The organism is Vreelandella indica (genome assembly GCF_037070225.1).
Classification (GTDB): Bacteria; Pseudomonadota; Gammaproteobacteria; order Pseudomonadales; family Halomonadaceae; genus Vreelandella; species Vreelandella arctica.
In genome coordinates this window covers 53,676-78,156 of the sequence record NZ_JBANSO010000012.1, presented here as the reverse complement: position 1 = coordinate 78,156, position 24,481 = coordinate 53,676, and the positions used below count along the sequence as shown (strand labels likewise).

21 protein-coding genes and 5 tRNA genes are annotated in these 24,481 nt (G+C 54.7%); 10 read left to right on the top strand and 16 right to left on the bottom strand.

Features of this window, described 5'->3' with window-relative positions; genetic code table 11:
- Positions 1-9: 9 nt before the first annotated feature.
- On the bottom strand, positions 10-939 hold the full coding sequence (locus V8L71_RS10285) for an AraC family transcriptional regulator (protein ID WP_336268554.1): 930 nt from the start codon (positions 937-939) through the stop codon (positions 10-12).
- Positions 940-1,187: 248 nt separating this feature from the next.
- Between V8L71_RS10285 and V8L71_RS10280 the strand changes: the two genes are divergently transcribed.
- Entirely contained in the window at positions 1,188-2,249 is a 1,062-nt protein-coding gene (locus V8L71_RS10280) for an NAD(P)-dependent alcohol dehydrogenase (protein ID WP_336268555.1), read from the top strand.
- A 117-nt stretch (positions 2,250-2,366) separates the two neighbouring features.
- Here V8L71_RS10280 and lnt read toward each other — a convergent pair whose 3' ends face one another.
- The 5 genes from lnt to miaB all read right to left on the bottom strand — a co-directional run bounded on the left by lnt (position 2,367) and on the right by miaB (position 7,979).
- The gene (gene lnt, locus V8L71_RS10275) at positions 2,367-3,848 is read right to left on the bottom strand and encodes an apolipoprotein N-acyltransferase (RefSeq protein ID WP_336268556.1); all 1,482 of its coding nucleotides are present in this window, start codon (positions 3,846-3,848) and stop codon (positions 2,367-2,369) included.
- A gap of 63 nt (positions 3,849-3,911) precedes the next feature.
- Positions 3,912-4,811, bottom strand: a complete 900-nt coding sequence (locus V8L71_RS10270; protein WP_101145639.1) for a CorC family transporter — start codon at positions 4,809-4,811, stop codon at positions 3,912-3,914.
- A gap of 150 nt (positions 4,812-4,961) precedes the next feature.
- On the bottom strand, positions 4,962-5,462 hold the full coding sequence (ybeY, locus tag V8L71_RS10265; RefSeq protein WP_101145638.1) for an rRNA maturation RNase YbeY: 501 nt from the start codon (positions 5,460-5,462) through the stop codon (positions 4,962-4,964).
- Complete coding sequence (locus V8L71_RS10260) at positions 5,459-6,538, bottom strand: PhoH family protein (RefSeq protein ID WP_101145637.1); 1,080 nt, start codon at positions 6,536-6,538, stop codon at positions 5,459-5,461. The genes ybeY and V8L71_RS10260 overlap by 4 nt, the downstream gene beginning before the upstream one ends.
- 97 nt (positions 6,539-6,635) lie before the next feature.
- Positions 6,636-7,979, bottom strand: coding sequence for a tRNA (N6-isopentenyl adenosine(37)-C2)-methylthiotransferase MiaB (gene miaB, locus V8L71_RS10255; protein ID WP_336268557.1), 1,344 nt, complete (start codon positions 7,977-7,979; stop codon positions 6,636-6,638).
- Positions 7,980-8,160: 181 nt separating this feature from the next.
- On the opposite strand from miaB, the gene V8L71_RS10250 reads away from it, so the two are divergent.
- The 4 genes from V8L71_RS10250 (at position 8,161) to V8L71_RS10235 (ending at position 9,114) form a co-directional block, all read left to right on the top strand.
- Positions 8,161-8,236, top strand: a tRNA-Asn gene (locus tag V8L71_RS10250).
- 58 nt (positions 8,237-8,294) lie between these two features.
- Positions 8,295-8,370, top strand: a tRNA-Asn gene (locus tag V8L71_RS10245).
- A 67-nt stretch (positions 8,371-8,437) separates the two neighbouring features.
- Positions 8,438-8,513: transfer RNA gene (locus V8L71_RS10240), tRNA-Asn, on the top strand.
- A 235-nt stretch (positions 8,514-8,748) separates the two neighbouring features.
- Positions 8,749-9,114: a metalloregulator ArsR/SmtB family transcription factor gene (locus V8L71_RS10235; RefSeq protein ID WP_336268558.1), complete on the top strand. Its 366-nt coding sequence runs from the start codon at positions 8,749-8,751 to the stop codon at positions 9,112-9,114.
- A gap of 101 nt (positions 9,115-9,215) precedes the next feature.
- Here V8L71_RS10235 and V8L71_RS10230 read toward each other — a convergent pair whose 3' ends face one another.
- Positions 9,216-11,336, bottom strand: a complete 2,121-nt coding sequence (locus V8L71_RS10230) for a carboxy terminal-processing peptidase (RefSeq protein ID WP_336268559.1) — start codon at positions 11,334-11,336, stop codon at positions 9,216-9,218.
- A 139-nt stretch (positions 11,337-11,475) separates the two neighbouring features.
- On the opposite strand from V8L71_RS10230, the gene V8L71_RS10225 reads away from it, so the two are divergent.
- A complete protein-coding gene (locus tag V8L71_RS10225; RefSeq protein WP_101145635.1) occupies positions 11,476-12,795 on the top strand; it encodes a M18 family aminopeptidase in 1,320 nt (439 codons plus the stop codon).
- A gap of 80 nt (positions 12,796-12,875) precedes the next feature.
- Here the strand turns inward: V8L71_RS10225 and V8L71_RS10220 are convergent.
- From V8L71_RS10220 to V8L71_RS10180, 9 genes are all read right to left on the bottom strand, one after another.
- Positions 12,876-12,952 (bottom strand) — tRNA-Met (locus V8L71_RS10220).
- Between the two features lie 76 nt (positions 12,953-13,028).
- A complete protein-coding gene (ychF, locus tag V8L71_RS10215) occupies positions 13,029-14,120 on the bottom strand; it encodes a redox-regulated ATPase YchF (RefSeq protein ID WP_007113453.1) in 1,092 nt (363 codons plus the stop codon).
- A 104-nt stretch (positions 14,121-14,224) separates the two neighbouring features.
- Positions 14,225-14,812 carry an aminoacyl-tRNA hydrolase gene (pth, locus tag V8L71_RS10210; RefSeq protein WP_101145634.1) on the bottom strand — a complete coding sequence of 196 codons (588 nt, stop codon included), beginning with the start codon at positions 14,810-14,812 and terminating at the stop codon, positions 14,225-14,227.
- 154 nt (positions 14,813-14,966) lie between these two features.
- Positions 14,967-15,608 carry a 50S ribosomal protein L25/general stress protein Ctc gene (locus tag V8L71_RS10205; RefSeq protein WP_101145633.1) on the bottom strand — a complete coding sequence of 214 codons (642 nt, stop codon included), beginning with the start codon at positions 15,606-15,608 and terminating at the stop codon, positions 14,967-14,969.
- Positions 15,609-15,704: 96 nt separating this feature from the next.
- Positions 15,705-16,646, bottom strand: a complete 942-nt coding sequence (locus V8L71_RS10200; protein ID WP_009287569.1) for a ribose-phosphate pyrophosphokinase — start codon at positions 16,644-16,646, stop codon at positions 15,705-15,707.
- A 58-nt stretch (positions 16,647-16,704) separates the two neighbouring features.
- A tRNA-Gln gene (locus V8L71_RS10195) sits at positions 16,705-16,779 on the bottom strand.
- Between the two features lie 92 nt (positions 16,780-16,871).
- On the bottom strand, positions 16,872-17,726 hold the full coding sequence (ispE, locus tag V8L71_RS10190) for a 4-(cytidine 5'-diphospho)-2-C-methyl-D-erythritol kinase (protein ID WP_101145632.1): 855 nt from the start codon (positions 17,724-17,726) through the stop codon (positions 16,872-16,874).
- A gap of 9 nt (positions 17,727-17,735) precedes the next feature.
- Positions 17,736-18,383 carry a lipoprotein insertase outer membrane protein LolB gene (lolB, locus tag V8L71_RS10185; RefSeq protein WP_101145631.1) on the bottom strand — a complete coding sequence of 216 codons (648 nt, stop codon included), beginning with the start codon at positions 18,381-18,383 and terminating at the stop codon, positions 17,736-17,738.
- Positions 18,384-18,452: 69 nt separating this feature from the next.
- Positions 18,453-20,288, bottom strand: coding sequence for a tetratricopeptide repeat protein (locus V8L71_RS10180; RefSeq protein ID WP_336268562.1), 1,836 nt, complete (start codon positions 20,286-20,288; stop codon positions 18,453-18,455).
- Between the two features lie 255 nt (positions 20,289-20,543).
- On the opposite strand from V8L71_RS10180, the gene hemA reads away from it, so the two are divergent.
- The 4 genes from hemA to V8L71_RS10160 all read left to right on the top strand — a co-directional run bounded on the left by hemA (position 20,544) and on the right by V8L71_RS10160 (position 24,481).
- Positions 20,544-21,857 carry a glutamyl-tRNA reductase gene (gene hemA, locus V8L71_RS10175; protein ID WP_336268563.1) on the top strand — a complete coding sequence of 438 codons (1,314 nt, stop codon included), beginning with the start codon at positions 20,544-20,546 and terminating at the stop codon, positions 21,855-21,857.
- A complete protein-coding gene (gene prfA, locus V8L71_RS10170; RefSeq protein ID WP_008957335.1) occupies positions 21,854-22,942 on the top strand; it encodes a peptide chain release factor 1 in 1,089 nt (362 codons plus the stop codon). Before hemA ends, prfA begins: the two co-directional genes overlap by 4 nt.
- Positions 22,942-23,802 (top strand): peptide chain release factor N(5)-glutamine methyltransferase, encoded by an 861-nt coding sequence (gene prmC, locus V8L71_RS10165; RefSeq protein ID WP_336268565.1) that lies wholly within the window; start codon positions 22,942-22,944, stop codon positions 23,800-23,802. The genes prfA and prmC overlap by 1 nt, the downstream gene beginning before the upstream one ends.
- A 178-nt stretch (positions 23,803-23,980) precedes the next feature.
- Entirely contained in the window at positions 23,981-24,481 is a 501-nt protein-coding gene (locus V8L71_RS10160) for an Lrp/AsnC ligand binding domain-containing protein (RefSeq protein ID WP_336268596.1), read from the top strand.

Genomic DNA, 24,481 nt, shown 5'->3' with positions numbered 1-24,481 from the left:
GCCAAGTAATCAGTAATGACTGTAAAACGCTATGGCGCCCCGATGTCCGGCCTGTAACGCCTGTTCCTGTCGACGGTGTTGAAGCGGAGGCTCGCCAAAATAGCGCTTATAGTCGCGGCTAAACTGAGGCACGCTGCGGTAGCCAACCGCCGCAGCGGCCTGATTGACGTTGTGGTTGTCCTGCAAAAGTAACTGCTGGGCTTTGATTAAGCGCAGCCGCTTTAAGTACTGAGCCGGTGACGCACGGGTAATTTGCTTAAAGTGCTGGTGAAATGTCGACGGACTCATATTGGCCTGGGCTGCCAGCTGTTCAATGCTAAAGTCTTCAGCAAAATTGGCATGAAGCCTCGAAAGCACCTGCACGATGCGCGAATAGTTGCCATGCCCCAATACCAACGCCCTTAGCGCTTGGCCTTGCTCCCCCTTTAATGCCTCGAATACCACGTCACGAATACGCGCCGTGCCCATCGTTTTGCATTCAACAGGCGCATGCAGTGTGCGCGCCAAACGCTGTACGGCGTCTTGCATACCATCGTTCATGGCGACTGATGCCATTGGCAGTGGCGTTTGGTTCTGTTGTACCGCCTCGCCCATGGCGGTCACCATCTCACTCAACAGTGCCGGATCCAGGCGTACCGATATACCCAGCAACGGGGCTTCCGGTGAACCGTAAGTTTCGCACTCAAACGGCATGGGCAGCGTTTGAACTAAATAGTGGCCGGGGTCGTAGTGGATTTCACGATCGCCCAGATACCCCATCTTTTGCCCCTGGGCAATAATGGTCAGGCTTGGTTCATAGAGAAGCGGCGTACGCACTTGGTGGCGGCTTAAACAGAGTAACGATACGCCGGGCAGAGTCGTTTGACTGATACCGTCGCTTTTAATGAGTGGTGCAATAACAGCAGCCAGCGCATTGCCAGCCTGAGCGGTGGAGGCCATGGGGTTCTCTCTGGTTTCTGGTGGCTTTTGCATAATCATAGCGATTTTAAGCTATTTTTTGTTATTTTATTACGTGCTATCGGAGTAATTGGCAAAAATGGCGTAGCTTCGTTCATCGCTATCCTTACGGATTAGGCCAATACTGTCGGCATACCTCGCACGCGAGGAAATGTCTGCTGATTTTGAAAGTTGGTTTTGAAAAAAACAGCTTTTAAGTCTAGTTGCGAAGTCAAGATGGAGCCCCACCGATGAGCCAAGCCAAATCCTATGCAGCATTTGCTGCGGACAAACCGTTAGCACCGTTCAGTTTTGACCGTCGCCAGCCGCGCCCGGACGACGTGGCGATTGAAATTCTCTACTGTGGCGTGTGCCACAGCGACCTTCACTTTGCCCGCAATGACTGGGGAATGAGCCAGTACCCTGTCGTCCCCGGCCATGAAATTGTCGGCCGCGTGACCTCGGTCGGCGATAAGGTTTCACGTTTTAAAGCCGGTGATTTAGTCGGTGTTGGCTGCATGGTGGATTCGTGCCGTACCTGTGCCGCCTGTAAAGATGGCGTAGAGCAGTACTGCCTGGAAGGCTTCACCATGACCTATGGTAGCGAAGACCGCCAAGACGGCACCATAACCCAGGGTGGCTACTCCGACGCCATCGTAGTGAGTGAGCACTTTGTACTGCAGATGCCTGATGGTATCGATCTAGCCTCAGCAGCGCCGATTCTTTGTGCCGGTGTGACGACCTATTCACCGCTCAAGCACCATGGCGTCGGTCAAGGCCATAAAGTTGGTGTGATTGGTATGGGTGGCTTAGGCCATATGGGCGTTAAACTGGCTAAGGCGTTGGGTGCGGAAGTCACCGTATTCACCCGCTCAGATGCCAAGGTTGAAGAAGCTAAGCGCAACGGTGCTGACCACGTGGTGGTTTCCAGCGACCAGGCGCAGATGGATGCCGTGGCTGATACCTTCGACTTTATGCTCGACACCGTACCCGTACAGCATGACCTTAACCCTTACCTGAAGTCGCTGAAGTACGACGGTACGCACATTATTGTCGGTTTGCTTGAACCTATTGAGCCAGCCATTGAAGCCTTTAACTTGGTCTTCAAACGCCGTGTGGTTGCCGGTTCGCTGATTGGCGGCATTGCCGAGACCGAAGAGCTGCTCAAGCTGTGTGCTGACCAAGGCATTACCTGTGATATCGAGATGTTGGATATCAACAACATCAACGAAGGCTTTGAGCGCATGGAAAAAGGCGATGTACGCTATCGCTTTGTGATTGATATGGCGACGTTGAAAAACAGCGCTGCCTAATCTTTTGGCATTCACTTGCCCATAGCGCTAGCTTGAAACAACGAAATGGCCCGCGTCCTACAAAGGACGCGGGCCATTTTGCTACGGGCGAGTACTATGTATCAGATTTTTTACGTATCAGCTTTTTACGTCACGTTTGCTGCGCGCGGCAACGACGCCGGGTAAAAGCAACAAGCCTGCTAGCAGCCAAGCGGGCCAACTGCCTGTGCGGGTAAACGGTGTCAAACCTTCCATGGCGTAGAACTCACCGGTTATCAGTGTGGTTTCGAACTGCGGGGCGCGCTCCACGATATGGCCTTCGGGGTCGATAATCGCCGTAATACCGTTGCTGGTAGCGCGGACCACATAGCGGCCATTCTCTAGCGCTCGCAGACGGGCCATCTGCAAATGCTGGTGGGGGCCGATTGAGGCACCAAACCAGGTGTCGTTGGAGACCGTCATGATGACACCGCTGTCTTGCGCGCGGCGGGCAACTAACTGCGGGTAGATAATTTCATAGCAGATCGCATTGCCTATATTTATCCCCGCGGCCTGCATGGGTGTTTGCTCGTGCTCGCCTTTGGTAAAGGTCGACATTGGAAGGTCAAAGAAATCGATCGCCCCGCGGAGTACGCTTTCCAGCGGCAAGTACTCACCAAAAGGCACTAAGTGCTCTTTCTGGTAGCTGCCCTCTACATTGCCTACGCCAATGACGCTATTGAAATAGCGCTCTTGGTCGTCGCGCTGAACGATGCCGGTGAGCAGGGCGACATCGGGCGGTAGGTTAGATTGCACTCGTTCCAGCACTGGGCGGGCCTGGGTTTCCATCATCGGCAGAGCGGTTTCAGGCCAGATAATCAGGTCAACGTCGTCGGCAACTTCGCGAGTTAGTTCGCTGTAGGTGTTAGCGGCCTCCCGTTGCCCTTCAGGGGTCCACTTCAACAGCTGCGGCAGATTACCTTGTAACAGGGCGACACGAGTGGGCTCATCTACTGGCGTGGTCCACTGCTGAGGCAATGCCAACGGGACTAGCCAAATCGCTGCCAGTGGTGCGAGTGCCCACCACCGACGGCGCAGCAGTAGTTCAGCACCAAGCGCACCGCTAAGTGCTACTAATAGAGAAAGCAGATAGACGCCACCAACGGGTGCCCAGGCGGCTAGTGGCGAATCGACATAGCCAGAGCCCAGTAGCAGCCAGGGAAAGCCGGTAAACAGGTAGGTTCGTAGCACCTCGCCCAATACCCAGGCGCCCGCAAAGCTGATAAACGCGAGCCGAGCGGATGTGAAGCGGCGATAGAGCCAGAAGGTGCCGGCAAAAAACAGCGCCAAAATCGTCACGAACAGCACAGTTAGGAAAACGGCCAGTGGTACACCGGTATAGCCATAATCGTGAATAGAGACATACACCCACGAAGTGCCGCTGGCGAAGAGCGCCACGCCATATAGCCACCCCTTTAGAGCCGCCTGGGCGGGGGTTAACGTGTGCAGGCCCGTGTAAAGTAAACCAATCGCTACCGGGCCAAGCCACCACAGTTCAAACGGTGAGGCCGTTAGGGTGGTGAATCCACCAGCAACCAGGGCGGCAAGCAGCTGTAACAAAAACGCGGGGGGTAAACCCATAGCGATAACCTATCTACGGTAAAGTGCGAGAAAGCGGATAGAGAGCAGAGTGACGATCAGCGACTAGGCTGGCTTGTTCTCCTGGTCATCGTCTTCTTCGTCATCACGACGCGTGTCACGGTAGGCTTCGAGTAGACGAATGCGCCGGGTGTCAGCATTGAGGATCACAAATCGCCAGCCACCAAGAATGGTATGTTCTCCGCGCCGAGGCAGATGGCCGAACTGCTGCATTACCAGGCCGCCAACCGTATCGAACTCATCGTCGGAGAACTCAGTGTCAAAGCGTTCGTTGAAGTCTTCGATGGGGGTTAGCGCGCGAATGGCAAAACGGCCATTTTCGATCTCGCGGATATCATCCTCTTCGTCGGTATCGTGTTCATCTTCGATGTCGCCGACAATCTGCTCAAGGATATCCTCAATGGTGATAATGCCCGCAGTGCCGCCGTATTCGTCAACGACGATGGCCATGTGATTATGGGTATCACGAAACTCTTTGAGCAGGCTGTTAAGGCGTTTTGACTCAGGAATAAACATCGCCGGTCGCAAGATATCATCAAGCTTGAAAGCGTCACGCTGGGCCTGCGTTTGGGAGAGTAGCGGTAACAGATCCTTTACCAGCAGAATACCTTTCACATCATCCAGGTTTTCACCAATCACCGGGTAGCGGGAGTGGCCGGTTTCCTGAATGAGGGGTAGGTAGCCGTCGCTGGTTTGATCCAGCGCGATGGCGGACACCTGGGAACGCGGTATCAGCACTTCGCGTACTTGCTGGTCGCTGATTTCAAGCGCGCCTTCGATGATCATGATGGCGTCTTGATCCAGCTTTAGTTTTCCTGCGGTATGGCGTAAAAACGTCATCAGCTCATCGCGTGAGCTGGGTTCGTCATTGTCTCCGGAAAGGGCGCCAAAGATTTTCTCGAGCCAGGATTTTTGATTGGGGTTGCTCGATCGGTCTTCGCTCATGCGTCAATTCTCTCGTTTGCGGGCAGACAGTTGCTATCTTATTTACGGCGTTGTCAGGTAGCTGTTTTATCACCGATGCGGGGGATAGTACCAGATTCGTTGTTACCTGAATTAACGCACCCACTATCAAATAATAAAAACCCAAAGCGTTTAGCCATTAATGCCATCGGAGGTAGTGTCAGCATATGGGTCGGGAATGTGCAGCTCAGCCAATAGTTCGCGCTCGAACTGCTCCATTTCTTCTGCTTCCTGATCATCAATATGATCGTAGCCCATTAAATGCAAGATGCCATGCACGACCATATGAGCATAGTGATGCTCAAGCGGTTTACGCTGCTCGCGAGCTTCCTGAGCCACCACGGCGTGACAAATCACGAGATCACCCAGTAGCGGTAATTCAACCCCGGGCGGGCTCTCAAAGGGAAACGACAGCACGTTAGTGGTTTTGTCTTTGCCCCGGTAGTCGCGGTTAAGCGTCTGGCTCTCGCTCTCATCCACAAAGCGGATAGTCACTTCCCGACGCTGGTCATCCGGGTGGTGCGCAAAAACACAGCCCACCCAGTGGGTGAGCTGTGTCAGAGAGGGTAGCAGGGGTTCGTTGATCGCTGCCTGACGATCAATTATTAGCTCATCAATCGTAGGCTCGTTCATCGCGAACTATCCCAGGAGCCTTCTCGCGATTGCATGCGGGCATCACGTTCTTGCTGGCGCACTTCACGGCGAGCACGCTCTTCCACTTCTTGCTGAGACTCGAACATGTCGTAGGCTTCGATAATGCGCTGAACCAACGGGTGGCGAACCACATCCTTGGCGGCAAAGTGGGTAACGCCAATGCCTGGGGTGTCTTTCAATACGTCGAGCACCTGAATCAGCCCTGACCGCTGCCCCTTGGGTAAATCGACCTGGGTCACATCGCCGGTAATGACGGCGGTAGAACCAAAACCAATCCGGGTTAGGAACATTTTCATCTGTTCTGGCGTAGTGTTCTGGCTCTCATCCAGAATGATATAGGAATTATTAAGCGTGCGGCCACGCATGTAGGCCAGCGGGGCAATCTCAATTACCTGACGCTCAATCAGTTTGGCCACCTGTTCAAAACCGATCATCTCGTACAGAGCGTCATAAAGAGGACGTAAGTAGGGGTCGATTTTTTGGGCCAGGTCGCCGGGTAGAAAGCCAAGTTTCTCACCCGCTTCAACGGCAGGGCGCACAAGCAGAATGCGGCGTACTTCCTGTTGATTGAGCGCTTCAACCGCCGCAGCGACCGCTAGATAAGTTTTGCCTGTGCCCGCAGGGCCAACACCAAAATTGATATCGTGTTCGCGGATGCTGGACACATAGCGCTGCTGATTAAGGCCACGCGGTTTGATCATGGTGCGCGGCGTGCGCATGATCACTTCGTCGCTGCTACCGCTACCATCTTCTTCATCTTCTATCGCTTCAAGCCCCGATTCCTGTAGGAATAAGTGGACGGTATCGGCTTCAAGTTCGCTGGATGCCGTTTCGCGGTAGAGATGTTCCAGTACGTTTGCCGCTGCTTTAATGCGATTGGCGGGGCCCGCCAGTTGGAACACATTGCCTCGGTTGCGCAGCGTCACGTCCAGGCGGCTTTCAATCAGCTTTAAATGCTCGTCCTGCTGGCCGCAAAGGCTAGCAAGGCGCTGCGGATCATTGGGTTCAAGGCTTAAGGTGATGATGCGATTGGCCTGAGGTGTTGGCTGGCTCAAGAGTGGGGAACCCCTCGTTAGTGTGTGTATCGTTCAGCTTACTGCCCCGCCTGAAGCGGGGCAATGACCTGTGTTAATGGCGGTGCAAAGGGAACGTTTAATAGCGCTCGGGTGAGGCCAGTTCACCGCGCAGCGAATTGGGGAAGGCCTCGGTGATCTCCACATCGACAAAGTAGCCGATTAGCTCGGTGGGGTTGGCGGCACGGAAGTTCACCACGCGGTTGTTCTCGGTACGCCCTGAGAGTTGGCCGGGGTCGCGGGGCGAAAAGCCGTTAACCAGTACACGCTGCGTGCTGCCGACCATACGGCGGCTAATTTGCGCGGTTTGCTGAATAATCCGCTCCTGCAGAATTGCCAGGCGCTGCTTTTTCACGCTTTCCGGTGTTTCATCCGGCAGGCCAGAAGCAGGTGTGCCGGGGCGGGCGGAGTAAACAAAGCTGAACGAGTGGTCGAAGCCAATCTGGTGAATCAGGTTCATCGTCGCTTCAAAATCTTCTTCCGTTTCGCCGGGGAAACCGATAATGAAGTCTGAAGAGAAGCTGATATCCGGGCGGTTGGCGCGGATACGCTCCATCTTTTCAATGTACTCCGCCGCCGTATGACCACGCTTCATAGCGTTAAGAATGCGGTCTGAACCTGACTGTACCGGCAGGTGTAGGTGGCTCACCAGCTCTGGGATATCGGCGAAGGCTTCTACGAGACTGTCGGTAAACTCAACCGGGTGCGAGGTGGTGAAGCGGACGCGATCGATCCCGTCTACAGCCGCCACACAGGCAATCAGCTCGGCCAGGTCGATCTCGTCGCCAAGCTGATTTTCACCGCGATAGGCATTCACGTTTTGGCCCAGCAGATTGATCTCACGCACGCCCTGATCGGAAAGGTGGATGACTTCATCCATAACTGCTTCAAAGGGGCGTGAAACTTCTTCGCCACGGGTGTAAGGAACCACGCAGAAGGTGCAGTACTTGGAGCAGCCTTCCATGATCGATACGAATGCAGTGGCGCCATCGGAGGAGGGCTTGGGCAGATGGTCAAACTTTTCAATTTCAGGAAAAGTGACATCCACAGCGGCAATCTGATTATTGCTGCGGGCATCCAGCATCGAAGGAACGCGGTGGAGGGTTTGTGGCCCAAATACCATGTCCACATGCGGTGCGCGCTTGCGAATGGCTTCGCCTTCTTGGCTGGCCACGCAGCCACCTACGCCAATCACTAGATCGGGGTTGGCATCTTTAAGTTTTTTCCAGCGGCCCAGCTGATGAAAAACTTTCTCCTGCGCTTTCTCGCGAATCGAGCAGGTGTTTAACAGAATGACATCGGCTTCACGCTCATTATCAGTGAGTTCGAGCTGGTGAGATTCGCCGAGTAGATCCGCCATGCGGGAGGAGTCGTACTCGTTCATTTGGCAGCCGTGCGTTTTGATGAAGAGCTTCTTCGCCATCGGTACCTGTCATCTATGAGTCGTCAAGGGACGAGGATGAATGGAGTGTCGGATAGTGGGCCATGCCACTTTTAGATATCCCCATTATACGGGCACAAGAAACCTGGGGCTAGCATTCGGCCATAATCGATACTTGACCATCACATTTCAATGGGTATACTACGCACCGTGTTTGAGCAGTTCCTCGATAGCTCAGTTGGTAGAGCAAATGACTGTTAATCATTGGGTCGCAGGTTCGAGTCCTGCTCGAGGAGCCAATCTTCGCTACCGCTTTAAAGCGAAGGGCTTTGCTTAAAACACGACAACTTATGATGTTCCTCGATAGCTCAGTTGGTAGAGCAAATGACTGTTAATCATTGGGTCGCAGGTTCGAGTCCTGCTCGAGGAGCCAAGTTGTAATATCGTTAGTACCTCTTTAGCTGCCTTTTTACGGCGTATCGTTCTGGGTAGTGCATGATTCCTCGATAGCTCAGTTGGTAGAGCAAATGACTGTTAATCATTGGGTCGCAGGTTCGAGTCCTGCTCGAGGAGCCAATTAATTCCCCCTGCTTATTTGCTTTTCATTAGCGCCTAGTTTTCTCTGCGTTGACTGAAAGCGTTCATTTCTAGTGTTTCCTTTTCTCTTTTGCTATACCCACTGCCAGCTAATGTATAGGCGGTTTTGTTGTGTCTGGCGTGTGAGCTGGTTCACCATTAGAACTATCGGTGCTTACCGTCAACCGATTTAGTGACGTAAACTACATTGATAATCCATTAGTTTAGGAAGTTTATGGTGGGCAACGTGACTGCGCCCCAGGCGCTGCAAGTATTTAAGTGTTTAAGCGATGAAACGCGTTTGATGCTGGTGCTGCTAATTGCTCAAGAGCAGGAGCTGTGCGTGTGTGAAATGACCCATGCGCTGCAGGAATCGCAGCCCAAAGTATCACGGCACTTGGCTCAGTTACGTCAATGTGGGTTGCTTAGCGATCAGCGCGAGGGGCAGTGGGTCTATTACCGCCTTGCCTCTCAATTACCTGCCTGGGTCCACGATATTGTTCAGGCGGGCACCCAAGGCAGCGCTGTGCAATTAGCGGCACTCACGCAGCGCTTAACGCGAATGGGTGATCGGCCTGCCCGCCGAGCGGCGCTGTGTTAACGCGATGCTGAGGCAGGCTAGGTGATTAAAATAGCGTAATAAAAACGCCGACCCTTATAAAGGGGTCGGCGTTTTTTCTCAGCGTGCTTTAACCGTGCGTGTTAACGCTTAGCCGCTAACCGCTGAGAATCCTGCAAATGGACGTAATCGAGAAGTATCTCTGCTGATTCCAACACGTAGGCGCGATCGACGGCCAGTGCTTCATCCTCTTCGCTTTCGCTCTCTTGTGAGGCAGCAGCATCATCACTCTCTTCGCCGCCTATTCCTGCCGTGGCGTCTGTCCGAGCGTCCATCCACTCATCCAGCTCTTCCATGCCCAGCGCACGGCGGCGTTGGTTTTCCAATGAGAGCTGTTCGGCTTCCTGGGCTTCCATTTCACGCTCGCGCTGTTCGCGGTTTAAGCTCACGCTGGTGTGCTGTTCGCGTAGCTGACGAGCAAGTGTGGACTGGCGTTCAAGATAGCGGAAATTGGCATTATCCTGCGCACGTGCATCATGTTGGGCAATGAGTTGCTCCAGCATGTTTTCAGGTTCGCCATAGCGGCGATACTGAACGTTCTGAACGGTATCCCACGCTAATGCGTTATCCAAGCTGCTTTCACCAATACGCTCGGGGTCAATCAGGCTGGGGAAGTCGATATCCGGCTCTACGCCGCGGTTCTGGGTGCTATCGCCAGAAATACGGTAGAACTTGGCGCGAGTTAGCTTGATCTGGCCATGGCTCAGATCATTAAGCGTTTGCACGGTGCCTTTGCCGAACGTAGGCGTACCGAGCACTAGGCCGCGACCGTAATCCTGAATAGCGCCAGCGAAAATTTCCGATGCAGAGGCAGAGAGGCGGTTCACTAATACGCCTAACGGGCCGTCATAGAGCGTGCCTGCTTCGCTGTCGCCGTAGAGCTGGATGCGGCCCTGGGCGTCGCGTACCTGTACGGTGGGGCCGCGGTCGATAAACAAGCCGATCAATGAATTGGCTTCCTGCAGGGCACCACCGCCATTGTTGCGCAGATCAAGCACGATACCTTCTACGCCCTCTTCTTTAAGGCGTTCGACTTCTTTGGCAACATCGCGTGTGGTACTGCGGTACTCCTCTTCACCGGCTTGCCAAGCGTCGAAATCAACGTAGAACGTGGGCACGTTAATGACCCCAAGGCGGTGCGGCTCGCCGTTGCGCTCGACTTCAATGATTTCGCTACTGGCAGCTTGATCTTCAAGGCTGACGGTATCGCGGGTAATTTCAACGATCTGCGAGCGAGTCATATCGACTGCTTGGGCAGGTACCACATCTAAGCGAACGATGGAGCCTTTAGGACCACGAATTAAGTCAACCACGTTATCCAGACGCATACCGACGACATTAACCATCTCGCCTTCTTCCTGGCCAACAGCGATGATGCGGTCTGCTGGTTCCAAAACGCCTGCGCGCTCTGCTGGGCCACCGGGTACTAGGCTTGCAACCTTGACGTACTCGCCGTCCGATTGAAGCAGGGCGCCGATCCCTTCAAGCGAGAGGCTCATCTGAATATCAAACGACTCACCCTGGCGGGGGGAGAGGTAGCCGGTGTGCGGGTCGATGCTGCCCGTGACCGCTGCCATGAGTACGCCAAACACGTCTTCAGGCTCGGTTTGCTCCAGGCGGGTCAGTTGGCCTTCATAGCGCTGACGCAGATTGGTTTCAATCTGTTCGCTGTCCTGGTCGGTTAAGGCCAGGGTTAAAGCGTCATTTTTGAGCCGTTTGCGCCATAGCTCGTCGAGTTCGCTTTGCCGGGAGGCCCAGGGGGCATCTTCACGATCAATCTCTAAGCGTTCATTGCTTTCAAAGTTAAAATCAAGGCCTTCGTCGAGCTGAGTAAGTAGCGACTCAACGCGAGTGCGTTGACGTTCACTAAACGCGTTATACAGATTAAAAGCGTCGTCTAGATCGCCATTAAAAATGGCGTCTGCCATGCTGGTTTCTAGATGGCGATAGGCTTCGATATCACTGCGCAGTAGGTAAGCGCGCTGACCGTCAAGAATGTCCAAATAGCGTTGGAATGTGTCTTGCGACCATGCTTCGTCAAAATTTACGTCAGCATAGTGTCCGTAGCGGAGCGAGTCCGCAATTTCCACCGCCGCCTGGCGTTGTTCGTCGGTCGGCTCGAGTTGCGCCAAGGCGGCTGGGCTGGAAACAACCAGCATGACAGCCAGGGCGACCGAACGCGAAAGCGTTGCAAACAAGCTCATCAGTCAAGCTCTCCCGGATTTGTGTACACTCATTCTTCCCTAGACACGCAATGTGACCCATGAGTTGCGTAGGTCGAGGGAGTATTGTAGCAGGTCGCCTGCACTATGAGACTCAATCATTACTGTTAAGAGGATTTCCATGTCCGAGACTTTCAACGCTGATCGTTTAACACGTCTCTGTGACTTTCTGCGTCAATCACCGACACCCTGGCATGCTGCAGGCAATATGGCCTCGCGATTGGAGCAAGCCGGTTTTCAGCGGCTGGAAGAAAAGGCGAATTGGCAGCTAACGCCGGGCAAACGCTACTACGTTACCCGTAACGACTCAGCCATTATTGCGTTTCAATTACCTGAGTCTAGATTAACCGAATTGCGCATGATTGGTGCGCATACTGATAGCCCCGGCCTGCATTTAAAGCCCAACGCCACGCAGCGTTCTGCGGGTTGGCTGCAGTTAGGCGTGCAGGTATACGGCGGTGTGCTGATGGCGCCTTGGTTTGACCGTGACCTAGGGTTGGCAGGGCGCGTACATGTGCGCCACGCTGATGGGCGCTTGGAAAGCGTACTCCTCAATGTCGACCGTGCTATTGCCACCATACCGAGTTTAGCGATCCACCTTGATCGAGACGTGAACAGCGGCCGCCCGATAAATCCGCAGACACAAATGGCGCCGGTATTGATGCAAAGTGAGGCAGCCACGTTAGCCGAATTGGTGGCGCAGTGGCTAGAGCAGCAGCACGGTCTGAGTGCCGTAGAAGTGGTTGACTTTGAACTGGGTTTTTACGATGTACAGCCGCCATCGTTGGTGGGCGTCAAGCAGGAGCTAGTGGCTAGCGCTCGGTTGGATAATCTGCTTTCCTGCTTTATGGGGTTGGAAGCGCTATTAGGCAGCGATGGTCGTCAGGGCGCCCTGTTAGTAGCCAATGATCACGAGGAAGTGGGCAGTGCCAGCGCCAGCGGCGCTCAAGGTCCTTTTCTGGCGGATGTGCTAAAGCGCATTAATGGTCAGCTGGGAGGCAAGGGAGGTGAGAAGGGCAGTGATGAGTCACTGATTCAGCTGATTCAGTCGTCGCTGATGATCTCTTGCGATAACGCCCATGCGCTGCATCCCAATTTTCGCGACAAGCACGATGAGCGCCACGGCCCGGCGATTAATGGCGGCCCGGTGATCAAGGTTAATGCGAGCCAGCGCTACGCCACTAATAGCGTTACCGGCGCGCTGTTTCGTGATGTGTGTCGTGAAGCGGATGTCCCGGTGCAGTCGTTTGTGACCCGGGCAGATATGGGTTGCGGCAGCACGATTGGGCCGATTACCGCGACCGAGTTAGGCGTACCCACTATTGATGTTGGTATCCCGCAGTGGGCGATGCACTCCATTCGAGAAACTGCAGGTACTAAAGATGTGGAGTACCTTACTCGCGCGCTGACGCAATTTTTAAACCGCACCACGTTGAGTTGATCGTGTTGCGCCCATAGCCACAGCCGAGTTAAAGCAAAAAAAAGCCCGCTGACAGAATCAGCGGGCTTTTCAATAAGCTTTGGTGGCTACGCCCTGATTTGAACAGGGGACCCCATCATTATGAGTGATGTGCTCTAACCAGCTGAGCTACGTAGCCTTTCAACGGGGGCGAATGATACTGATAACACTGATTTTAGTCAATGTTTTATTGCTGAGAATGTTGGCGCGGCCGTTTATACGTTAAAACGAAAGTGCACTACGTCGCCATCTTTAACAATGTACTCTTTGCCTTCCAGGCGCCACTTGCCGGCATCTTTAGCGCCTTGCTCGCCACCCAGTGAAACAAAATCGTCATAAGCGACGACTTCGGCACGAATAAAGCCTTTCTGGAAATCGGTGTGAATGACGCCTGCTGCTTCTGGGGCTGTTGCGCCTTCTTTCACTGTCCAGGCGCGAACTTCTTTAACACCAGCTGTGAAGTAGGTTTGCAGACCTAGCAGGGAGTAACCCGCACGAATCACGCGATCAAGGCCCGGCTCGTCCATGCCCATCTCGCTCAAGAACATGGAGCGCTCTTCATCGTCCAGCTCAGCGATTTCGGCTTCCAGCTGATTGCACACCGGCACTACCAACGCGCCTTCTTCGGCGGCAATCTCGTTAACAATATCCAGGTAAGGATTGTTCTCGAAACCGTCTTCGTTGACGTTGGCGATGTACATGGTCGGCTTCAGGGTTAAAAAGCCGAAGCTTTTCACCTGACGCTGCTCTTCTTCGCTCAAACCAAAACTGCGCAGCGGCAAGCCTTCCGCAACGTGGGGCTGAATACGGTCAAGAATCGCCTTGGTGGCAATGGCGTCTTTATCACCCCCTTTCACCGAACGAACCAAGCGTTGGCTAGCTTTTTCGACAGTATCCAGGTCGGCCAGCGCCAATTCTAAATTGATCGTTTCGATATCGGCACGAGGATCGACTTGATTTGCCACGTGGATAACATTGTCGTTATCGAAGCAGCGCACCACATGGGCAATCGCCTGGGTTTCACGGATGTTGGCCAGGAATTTGTTGCCCAGCCCTTCGCCTTTGGAAGCCCCGGCGACTAGGCCAGCAATGTCGACGAACTCCATGGTGGTCGGCAGTACCTTTTGCGGCTTGACGATCTCGGCGAGCTTATCAAGACGCGGGTCCGGCATCGGAACGATACCGACGTTTGGCTCAATGGTGCAGAAAGGGAAGTTTTCTGCATCAATGCCTGACTTCGTCAGTGCATTAAATAGCGTGGACTTGCCGACGTTAGGCAGACCGACGATGCCGCAATTGAAACCCATAAAATATTCCTGAAAATAAGGTGGTAGGGCGTAAATATAATCGCCATTCTACGAGATGCACTAGCCGTCAGCTACCGGCGTCACTAGCCAGTTTTCGACAGCGTTTATTCTGACTTAAGGCTGTGTAACTGGTTCATCGCTTTGGCCCAGTCTCCCGCTAGCGCTAATGGCAGCGTGGTGATGCACTCATCAATGGCACGAGTGATCGCTTCTTGTTCGGCCTTGCCGGGCCGCCCTAGTACATAATTAGTGACTTGGCGTGCCTCCCCAGGATGGCCAATGCCGATACGTACCCGGTGAAACTGCTTTTGATCGCCTAGCGCGCTAATGATATCGCGTAGGCCATTATGGCCGCCGTGCCCGCCGCCAGTTTTGTAGCGTGCCTGCCCAGGCGGAAGGTCAAGTTCGTCGTGGGCGACCAGCAAATTGTCGGGCGTCAGTTTGAAAAATTGGCTTAAGGCCGCTACTGCGGCACCACTGCGATTCATAAAGGTGGCGGGGTTGAGTAGGTGCAGCTCATGGTCGCCTAGGCGGACTTTGGCGTAGTGGCCAAAAAACTTCTTTTCCGGGCGCAACTCTGCATGGGCGCTGCGCGCAATTGCATCGACCAACCAGAAGCCAGCGTTATGGCGAGTGGCGTCATACTCCGCGCCGGGGTTTCCTAATCCAATAATGGCCGTTACCTGGCTCATATTCCCACCTCATACCCATTTCTAGGAGAAATTTTTGACATCGCGCCAGCGTCAGCCCTAAAAAAAATCAAGCGCCGAGGCGCTTGATTCTAACATCATGTCAGCATCATGAGGGCCATGCAGGCATGGCCCTCATAGGATGCTTAACGGGTATTTACTCGGCGCTGGAATCTTCTTCGCCTTCGCTTTCACCGTCTTCATCTTCTTCAACACGGACTTTCACTTTGGTGATGCTGAGTACTGCATTGTCGTGCTCTTCACCGTGGGACAGGTCAACAGAGGTGACGCCAGCCGGCAGGGTAAGGTCAGACAGGTGCAGCGTAGTGCCGAGTTCAAGTGCGCTAATGTCGACTTCAAGATAGTCAGGCAGGTCTTTCGGCAAGCAGCTGATCGCCACTTCGTTGGCCAGTACGTGCAGTTCACCGCCTTGGTCTTTAATGCCTACACACGTTTCTTCGCCGGTCACGTGCAGCGGCACGTTCATGGTGATTTCGTGGGTAGCGTCAACGCGCAGGAAGTCGGCGTGAGTTAGCAACGGCTTGAACGGGTGACGCTGCAGGTCACGAACAACCACTTGCTCTTCTTTGCCTTCGATCATCAGTTTGATGACCGAGGAGAAGAAGGACTCGTCTTCAATCGCTTTGTAGAACGCGGTTTTTTCTACGGAGATAGACTGCGCGCCTTTTTCGCCACCGTATACAACGGCAGGTACTTGCTGGTTCGCACGACGCAGGCGGCGGCTCGCACCTTTCCCCAGGTCGTTACGAACGCTGGCTTTCAGGATAAAATCAGACATGGAATTGCCTCTTGGTTTAAGTAAGGAAGACGCCATCGACCGCGACCAGACGATGGCGTTTCCGTGGCCCCAAAAGGGGGCTATATCGTCAGGCGTTTAGTGGAACATCGCGCTGACAGATTCTTCGTTGCTGACCCGACGAATCGCTTCCGCGATAAGGCCGGCAACGCTCAACTGGCGAATTTTTCCGCTTCGACGAGCAACGTCAGAGAGCGGGATGGTGTCGGTCACCACCACTTCATCCAGTACGGAGTTGGTAATATTATCAACCGCTGGGCCGGATAAAATCGGGTGCGTTGCATAAGCCACGACGCGCTTGGCGCCGTGATCTTTGAGCGCTTCACCGGCTTTACATAGCGTGCCTGCGGTATCGATCATATCGTCGACCACGACACAGGTACGGCCTTCAATCTCACCGATAATGTGCATCACCTGGGCTTGATTAGCCTGGGGGCGACGCTTATCAATAATGGCGAGATCGGCGTTCAGCTGTTTGGCGATGGCGCGTGCACGAACCACACCACCCACATCGGGGGAGACTACAACGAGGTCGCTATAATTCTGACGCTCGATGTCATCCAGCAAAATGGGTGAGCCGTAGACGTTGTCGACCGGGACATCAAAGAAACCCTGGATCTGATCAGCATGTAGATCCATGGTCATCACACGGTCAACGCCTGCCTTGACCATCATGTCGGCAACCACTTTGGCGGAAATAGGCACACGTGCGGAACGCACACGGCGATCCTGGCGTGCATAGCCAAAGTAGGGCAAAACAGCGGTGATACGAGTTGCCGAGGCGCGACGCAGTGCGTCGACCATCAGGATCAACTCCATCAGATTGTCGTTTGTCGGTGCACAGGTGGATTGCAGGATGAAGACATCCTTACCGCGCACGTTCTCATTGATCTCGACTGCAATTTCGCCGTCGCTGAATTGACCCACCGTCGCGTTACCCATACGGCTGTCTAAGCTCTCGGCTATTTTTTGAGCGAGTGCGGGATTAGCATTCCCGGCGAAAACCATCAATTTTGACACGCGCAGCCACCTTTGCAGTGTTGGGAATCAGGGGTAAAAACGCAGGCCATTGTTGGGTTGGCTGGGGTACCAGGATTCGAACCTGGGAATGCCGCTACCAAAAAGCGGTGCCTTACCACTTGGCGATACCCCAGCAATAACCTAACGCGCTGACCGGGCGCTTTTAACTGCCCAGAGCGGGGCTGTAATAGCCCAGAGCGGGACTATAAACTGCCCAGAGCGGGGTTATAAATAGCCCAGAGCATCATGTAGGGGAGAGGTGTTGAGCCCGCGTGCTACCCATGTCGGCCAACGTTGACCCGCTAATTGCGCGATTGCCTGTGCTGCTTGCTGCGTCTCAAAAGCAGCAAACAAACAAGCGCCCGTGCCGGTCAACCGACTAGGTGCGTGCTGTTCGAGCCAATCAAGGGCTTCCGCAATTGGCGGATAGCGTTCCTTTACGACGGCTTCACAGTCGTTGCGCCACTCCGGCGCTCCCCCCTGCAGTGCGCGCGCCATAGTAATGGGGCGGCTGTCACGTGTCAATTGCGGGTCTTGAAAGACGTCAAGTGTGGACACACTTATGCCGGGATGAATAATGGCGAACCAAGGGGTATCCAGCGTCACTGCGGTAAGCTGCTCGCCTACCCCTTCAGCCCAGGCACTATGGCCGTGCACAAAGACAGGCACGTCGGCCCCCAGCTGCAGGCCTAAGCGTGCCAATTCGTCTAACGATAGATGAAGCTGCCAGAGGTGATTGAGCCCCACTAGCGTGGTAGCCGCGTTGGAACTGCCGCCACCCAAGCCGCCGCCCATAGGCAGCTGTTTTTCAATAGAAAGGGTCGCCCCTAGTCGAGTGCCGCTGTGACGCTGCAATAAACGGGCGGCACGCACAATCAGATTGTCATCGTGGTTTACGCCGCTGACCTCATGGGTTAGATGGATCTCTCCATTATCGCGGGCAGCCAGCGTAAGGTGATCATTAAGATCAATAAATTGAAATAGCGTTTGCAGTGTGTGGTAACCGTCTTTACGACGGCCCACGATATGCAGCATGCGGTTAAGCTTGGCCGGGGCGGGTAAAGTAAGTTGCGCGTTCATTTAAACGGTTTACTCGTCGCTGGCTTGCCACTGATTAACGACCAGCGTGATGCGTACATCGTCGTAGTTCATGATTAACCGGCGTGGCAGCCACATGCCTTCAAACTGTTCCCAGTCGCGGTAGTCAATTTCCCAACCGTCTTGTGTCAAGTGGCTGGGGAAGCCGAGTTCATCGGTTTCCATCTGATAGTTGTCATTTTCGCCGGGTAGGCCGCGTACCCAGTCAGGCATTGCGCTAACGGGCAGTGACCAGCCAAGCTGTTCTTCCATTAAGGCTTCCGGCGTTTCTGCTTCAAAGCGTCCGTCACTATTGGAGAGTGAGAAGCGACCTTCACGACCCTCAAGCACATTGCGCCCGCCACCAAACGGCCCGCTGATCAGCATACGGAAATAGTAAGGGGTCTGATTCCAGTCCAGGTTGGCGCTGACGTTCTCTTGGGGGGTGCGCAGTCCGGCTTTGCCGACAAGTGTCCAAGTCTCGAATGCTGCTACATCACCCTGTTGACGCTCCCACTGACCCGCTTGTCTGCCGCTTTCATCCACTGGGCTCTGTGAGGCACACCCTGCTAAGAACAAGAGGGCAAGGCCCAATACCCACAAGCGCGTATAGGCAGGGAAAGAAGGTGAGCGTAGCGGAAAGGACATCAGTGTCGGCATAAACGGGCTCCATGTTGGGTAATGACGGCGCAAGCGTAACATGATGGGGCGCCGTCGGGTGACGTAGCGTTAGGGTGCCACCGGCGGTGTTAGTTCAGGATAGCGCTCAAGCAAGTTGTCGATCTGAGGATGCAGGTTGGTGCGCTGCATAATCTGTTGGATCAGGCGGCGTGCCTCTTCTTCACGCCCCAGCGCCTGCAATACCTCGGCTAAATGGGCAGCGACCTCTTGGTCGGGTAGTTGGGTATAAGCGCTTTCAAGCCAGAGAAGCGCTTCTTCGGGCTGGCCCAAGCGGAAGTACACCCAGCCCATGCTATCGAGCACGGCGGGGTTGTCAGGGTCGGCTTCGTAAGCGCGCTCAATGAGGTCAAACGCCTCTTGCAGGCGCCCAGGCAGGTTAAGGTCTGCCAGCGTATAACCTAGCGCATTGAGCGCTTCGGCATTGTTTGGGTCGGTGCGCAGCACTTGGCGTAAATCCCGCTCCATACCCTCAATGTCACCTGCTTCCCAGCGGCGCATGGCACGCACATAAAGCAGAGCGGCATCGTCAGGTGTGCGGGTGATTTCACGATCCAGTAAGGCGTTGGCGTCGGTAGGCTGGTTCATTTCGTCCAGTAACTGGACTTCGAGCATCACCAGTTCAGTAAAATAGTTGTCAAAGCGCATCCGCTCAATGCGCAGAAAGGCACGGGCATCAAGCAGACGATCTTCTTCAATCAGCATTTGCGCCGCAGCCGCGCGAGCGGGCACAAATTCATCCCCCTCGCTGACTTGGCGGTAATAAAGTAGCGCGTTGTCGGTATCGCCTTGGGTCTGGGTAATCGCCCCGAGCAGGTAATAGGCTAGATTCGGCACCTCTGGCTGGCCAATCAGCGGCTGCAGCAGGCGTTGGGCGGGTTCGGGGTGCCCCTCTTCCAGATACAGCTGTGCCAGCGATAAACGTAGATCCTGGTTGCCGCCATGGCTCTCCAGCAGTGCGTTAGTTTGTGTCTCGGCCGCACTGATGTTGTTGAGGCGAATCTCGGCCTGGGCCAGTAGCAAAATAAATCGCACATCGTCAGGCGCGAGTTCCAAGCCCTGTTGTGCCGCCCGCTGAGCAGTCGAGTAGTCTTCCGTCTCTAGCGCAAGGCGTGCTCTTACCAACCATAACGCCGCTGATTCAGGGTCCAGCAGCGCGACTTGATCAAGCCGCCGCTGGGCAACAGCGGTGTCGCCAAGGGCGGCTTCAATCAGTGCTGTGCCCAGCAGTACATCGCTGTGATGTTCTAACTGGTCAGCGTTGGGCTGGGCTAGGTGCGCACGCAACTGCTGAGCAATTAAGGTAAGCGGCGCTTCTTCCGCCACCGCAATTTCTGCAAAGGCAGCCAAATCTCCGTGGCCGCCAGCTTCGACAACATCAATACGTTGCTCAAGGCTGTCGAGCCAATCACCGCGCTGTAATGAAAAAGCCGCCAATAAGCGATTAGGTGCTTCTGCCTGTGGGGCCAGCTCACGCCAACGTAGCGCAGAAGCCTCGATTAAAGAGGCCTCGTTGCCAAAGCGGGCGGCGAACGTCGCACGCTCGGCAAGTGCAGGCTCGCGATAGCGCTGCGCCGCTTCAAGATAGCCCTGGCTTGCCGAACGGTAATCGCCTCGCTGGCCAGCCAGTTCAGCCCCCAGCAGCGTGCTAAGCCCTGCGGCATCTAGCCCTCGCGTTATAGGCGGGGCCTCGCGCATTGGGTCATCGGCCCATGTGCCCAGCGGGCCATTCTGCTGGCTGGACGTCGATTGGCAGCCGCCCAGGAGTAACGCTGCGGCGGCCACTGGTAGCAGCGACGAACGCCGTACAGCAGCGCTTGGAAAAGCAAAGCGCAAAAATGAAAAGCTCAGAACAGTAGAGCCGAGAAGTGTAGAGCGAGGTCGCATGCGTCTCTCGATTAAGTGGCCGAATGCTCAGCATAGCGGCTTGCCTGCCTGCGGCAAAGTGGTGTGGGCCAGATGATAGCCTGCTGTGATAGAATGTTCCTCCTTGAAAAAGTGGTCAGCAATCTTTATGCCTATTTTATAGGCAGCGCTTGAACCACGCCAAAGACTTGTTTGAGCAAGCCCTAATTGACGGTGCGGCCGCTTTAAGACCGGCGGTCGGCGAAAGTCCGACACACTAGCGAAGACGCATAACGCATGACGCTTCTTGCCCTGGGAATAAATCATCGTACCGCCAGCGTGGCCGTGCGTGAGCAGGTGGCTTTTTCGCCCGCGCAGCTTGACATTGCGTTGGCTGAATTGCGAAATCTGCCACAAATTAGTGAAGCGGCGGTGCTATCGACCTGCAACCGCACGGAGCTTTACTGTGTCACGGATGCGGCTGGCGAGCAGGCGGTACTCAATTGGCTCGGACGCTTTCATAACTTACGCGTCGATGAGCTGACCCGCTGTGCCTACCACTATCTAGACAACGATGCGGCGCGCCATTTAATGCGCGTAGCGGTTGGTCTGGATTCTATGGTGCTGGGCGAACCGCAGATTCTTGGCCAGTTGAAAGATGCCTATCAACAGGCGCGTGAGTCTAAAGGGTTGGGCGGTGAGCTTGAGCGCCTGTTCCAGCACACCTTTGCGGTGGCCAAACAGGTACGTACCGAAACAGGTATTGGCAAAAACCCTGTCTCAGTGGCCTACGCGGCGGTCAGTATGGCCAGCCGCATTTTTGATGATTTTAGCCGTTCACGCGCGTTACTCATTGGCGCTGGTGAAACCATCGAACTGGTCGCTCGGCATTTACACGAAGCCGGTGTTCGCCAGCTTACTGTCGCCAACCGCACCCGCGAACGTGCCGAGCTCGTGGCAGGGCCCTTGGGGGGGACGGCGATTACCCTGCAAGAGATTCCCGACGCCCTTGAGCATGCCGATATCGTCATCTCTTCCACCGCGGCCCCGCTGCCTATCCTCGGTAAAGGGATGGTGGAGCGGGCGCTCAAGAAGCGCCGCCATCGGCCGGTATTTATGGTCGATATCGCCGTGCCGCGTGATATCGAGCCCGAAGTAGGCGAGTTGGCCGATGTGTTCCTCTACACCGTCGACGATCTGGAAGAGGTGATTCAAGAGAATCGCCGTCATCGCCAGGTGGCTGCAGATCAAGCGGAATCGCTGATTGAGCACGGGGTGGGCAGTTGGCAGCATGCACGACGTATTCGCAACGGTGGTGAACTAATCCGTGATTATCGCCAGCATGGCGAAGCGCTGCGCGATCTTTCACGCGATCAAGCGTTAGAGCGGCTGGCGCGCGGTGAAGACCCTGCTAAAGTCATTGAGCGCTTGGCGCATCAGTTGACCAACCGCCTGCTGCACCAGCCGACTCAAGCCATACGTGATGCCGCCTCAGAGGAGCATCACGACTTGCTGAATGCCGCGCCGCGCCTACTGTTGCCTGCTAAGCCAGCCTTTGAAACCACGCCTGCGCCCCCGGTAAAACGCCAGAAGGATGATACGCCCGCATGAAAGAGACTTTGCGCCAACGCTTAGACAGCTTTACAGAACGTTTTGAAGAGCTGGCGATGCTGCTGTCTGATCCGGAAGTGATCAATAACCAGCAGCGCTTCCGCGACTACTCACGAGAATACTCCGAGTTAGAGGAGCTGGTGGCCGCGTGGCAGCGCTATCGTGACATCGAAACCAATATGCATGAAGCCGAGCAGCTTAGCCGCGACAGCGACGCTGACATGCGCGAATTGGCTGAGATGGAACTGAGCGAAGGGCGCGAGCGGTTAGAAGAATTAGATATCGAGCTTAAGCGTCTGCTGGTGCCGAAAGACCCTGACGATGGGCGTGGGGTGTTTTTAGAAGTACGCGCAGGAACCGGCGGCGACGAGGCTGCCATCTTTGCCGGTGATCTTTTCCGCATGTATTCGCGTTATGCGGAAAAGCGCGGTTGGCGGGTCGAAATCGTCAGCGCCAGCCACGGCGAGCAGGGCGGTTACAAAGAGATCATCTCCCGGGTGAAGGGCGATGGTGTTTACGCCCAGCTAAAGTTTGAATCCGGCGCCCACCGGGTTCAGCGCGTACCGGCGACCGAATCTCAGGGCCGTATTCACACGTCTGCCTGCACCGTCGCGGTCATGCCTGAGGTCGACGATGTCGGTGATATCGATATCAACTCAGCCGATTTGCGTGTGGATACCTACCGTTCCAGCGGTGCTGGTGGTCAGCACGTTAACACTACCGATTCCGCCATCCGCATTACTCACCTACCAACCGGCGTGGTAGTGGAATGCCAGGAAGAGCGCAGTCAGCATAAAAACCGTGCCAAAGCGATGTCGCTGCTGGCAGCCAAGCTCAAACGCAATGCGGTAGATTCCCAGCGTCAGGAGCAGGCCGATGCCCGTCGCTCGCTGGTAGGCTCGGGGGATCGCAGCGAACGCATCCGCACCTACAACTTTCCGCAAGGTCGCATCACCGATCACCGCATTAACCTGACCCTGTATAAACTGAATGAAGTGGTCAGTGGCGAGCAGTTGGACGATGTGATTAATCCGCTGATTCACGAGTATCAAGCGGAACAGCTTTCAGCCCTTCAGGACGTCTAATGTCGCTTGATGCGCTGTTGAAACAGGCGGCACAACGGTTACAGGCGGCGGGGTCTACCTCGCCGCGTGTGGATGCTGAAGTGCTGATGTGCCATGTGCTTGAGCGGGATCGTACCTGGCTGTACACCTGGGGCGATAAAATGTGTTCCTCCCAGGAGCATTCGCGCTTCGATGCACTCATCGACGCACGTGCCCAGGGCACGCCAGTGGCCTACCTAACCGGCGAGCGTGAATTTTGGGGGCTGCGTTTAGCGACCTCTCCCAATACGTTAATTCCCCGTCCCGATACTGAAACGTTAGTCGAGCTTGCGCTTAACCGGGCGACGCTGCCCACTGGCCGACTGCTTGACCTTGGAACCGGCACGGGCGCCATTGCGTTAGCATTTGCTAGCGAGCAGCCAGGCTGGCAAGTGCTCGGTGTAGACGTGCGTAACGAGGCGGTCGAGCTGGCAGCAAGCAATGCGCAAGACTTGTGTATTACCAACGCCCATTTTCTGCAGAGTGATTGGTTTAGCGCGCTGGAAAGCGATGCTGAGGCCGGTACGCTTTTCGATATTATCGTTAGTAACCCGCCTTATATTGCTGCCGATGACCCTCACCTTGCCGAAGGCGATGTGCGTTTTGAGCCTCGCTCGGCGCTGGTTGCAAACGCTGATGGCATGGCGGATTTGTTGCACTTGGTGCAGTCCGCTCGGCACTATTTGACAGCGTCCGGCTGGCTGCTTCTTGAACACGGTTATACACAGGCGGAAAAAGTACGCATGGCACTAAGCAGTGCTGGCTATCAGAACGTTGAAAGTGTTCGAGACCTGGGAGGGCATGAACGGGTTACCCTAGGGCGCCTAATAACAGCCACTTAAACTCAGCGGGTTAAATCGACAGCGCTAATGTCAACAACCGCTGCAAATCCTCAAGCGCTGATGTTGAGAGGCTATTTTAATAACTAACTGGTTGATTAGAATTTGTATATAAATGGTCTGATCACTCAGCGCCATTTAGTACAACCCTTAGCAAGGGGCTCGCATGAAGGACACTGGCATGAAACCTAAAAATAGAACGCTGGACCGTATCGATCTTAAAATCCTGCGCTGCTTGCAGGACAATGCGCGTATTTCGTATGTTGATTTGGCCTCGGAAGTAGGGTTATCCACAACCCCTTGTCTCGAGCGGGTTAAACGCTTGGAGAAAGCTGGCATTATCCGTGGCTATCAGGCAATCCTCGATCCGCGTGCCTTGAAGGCCAATTTACTAGTCTTTGTCGAAATCAGTTTAGAAACACAATCGCCCGCCGTATTTGATGAATTCCGCCGCGCGGTCGAGAAACTACCCCAGATTCAAGAGTGTCATCTTGTGTCAGGGCAGTTTGACTACATCTTAAAGTGCCGTATTCCCGAAATGTCGGCCTATCGCCAACTGTTGGGCGATGTAGTGTTAACGCTTCCTGGGGTGAAAGAATCAAAAAGCTATGTGGTAATGGAAGAAGTTAAAGAGAACTTCAATTTACACATTCCTGATTTTGAGGAATTTGAGGATAAATAA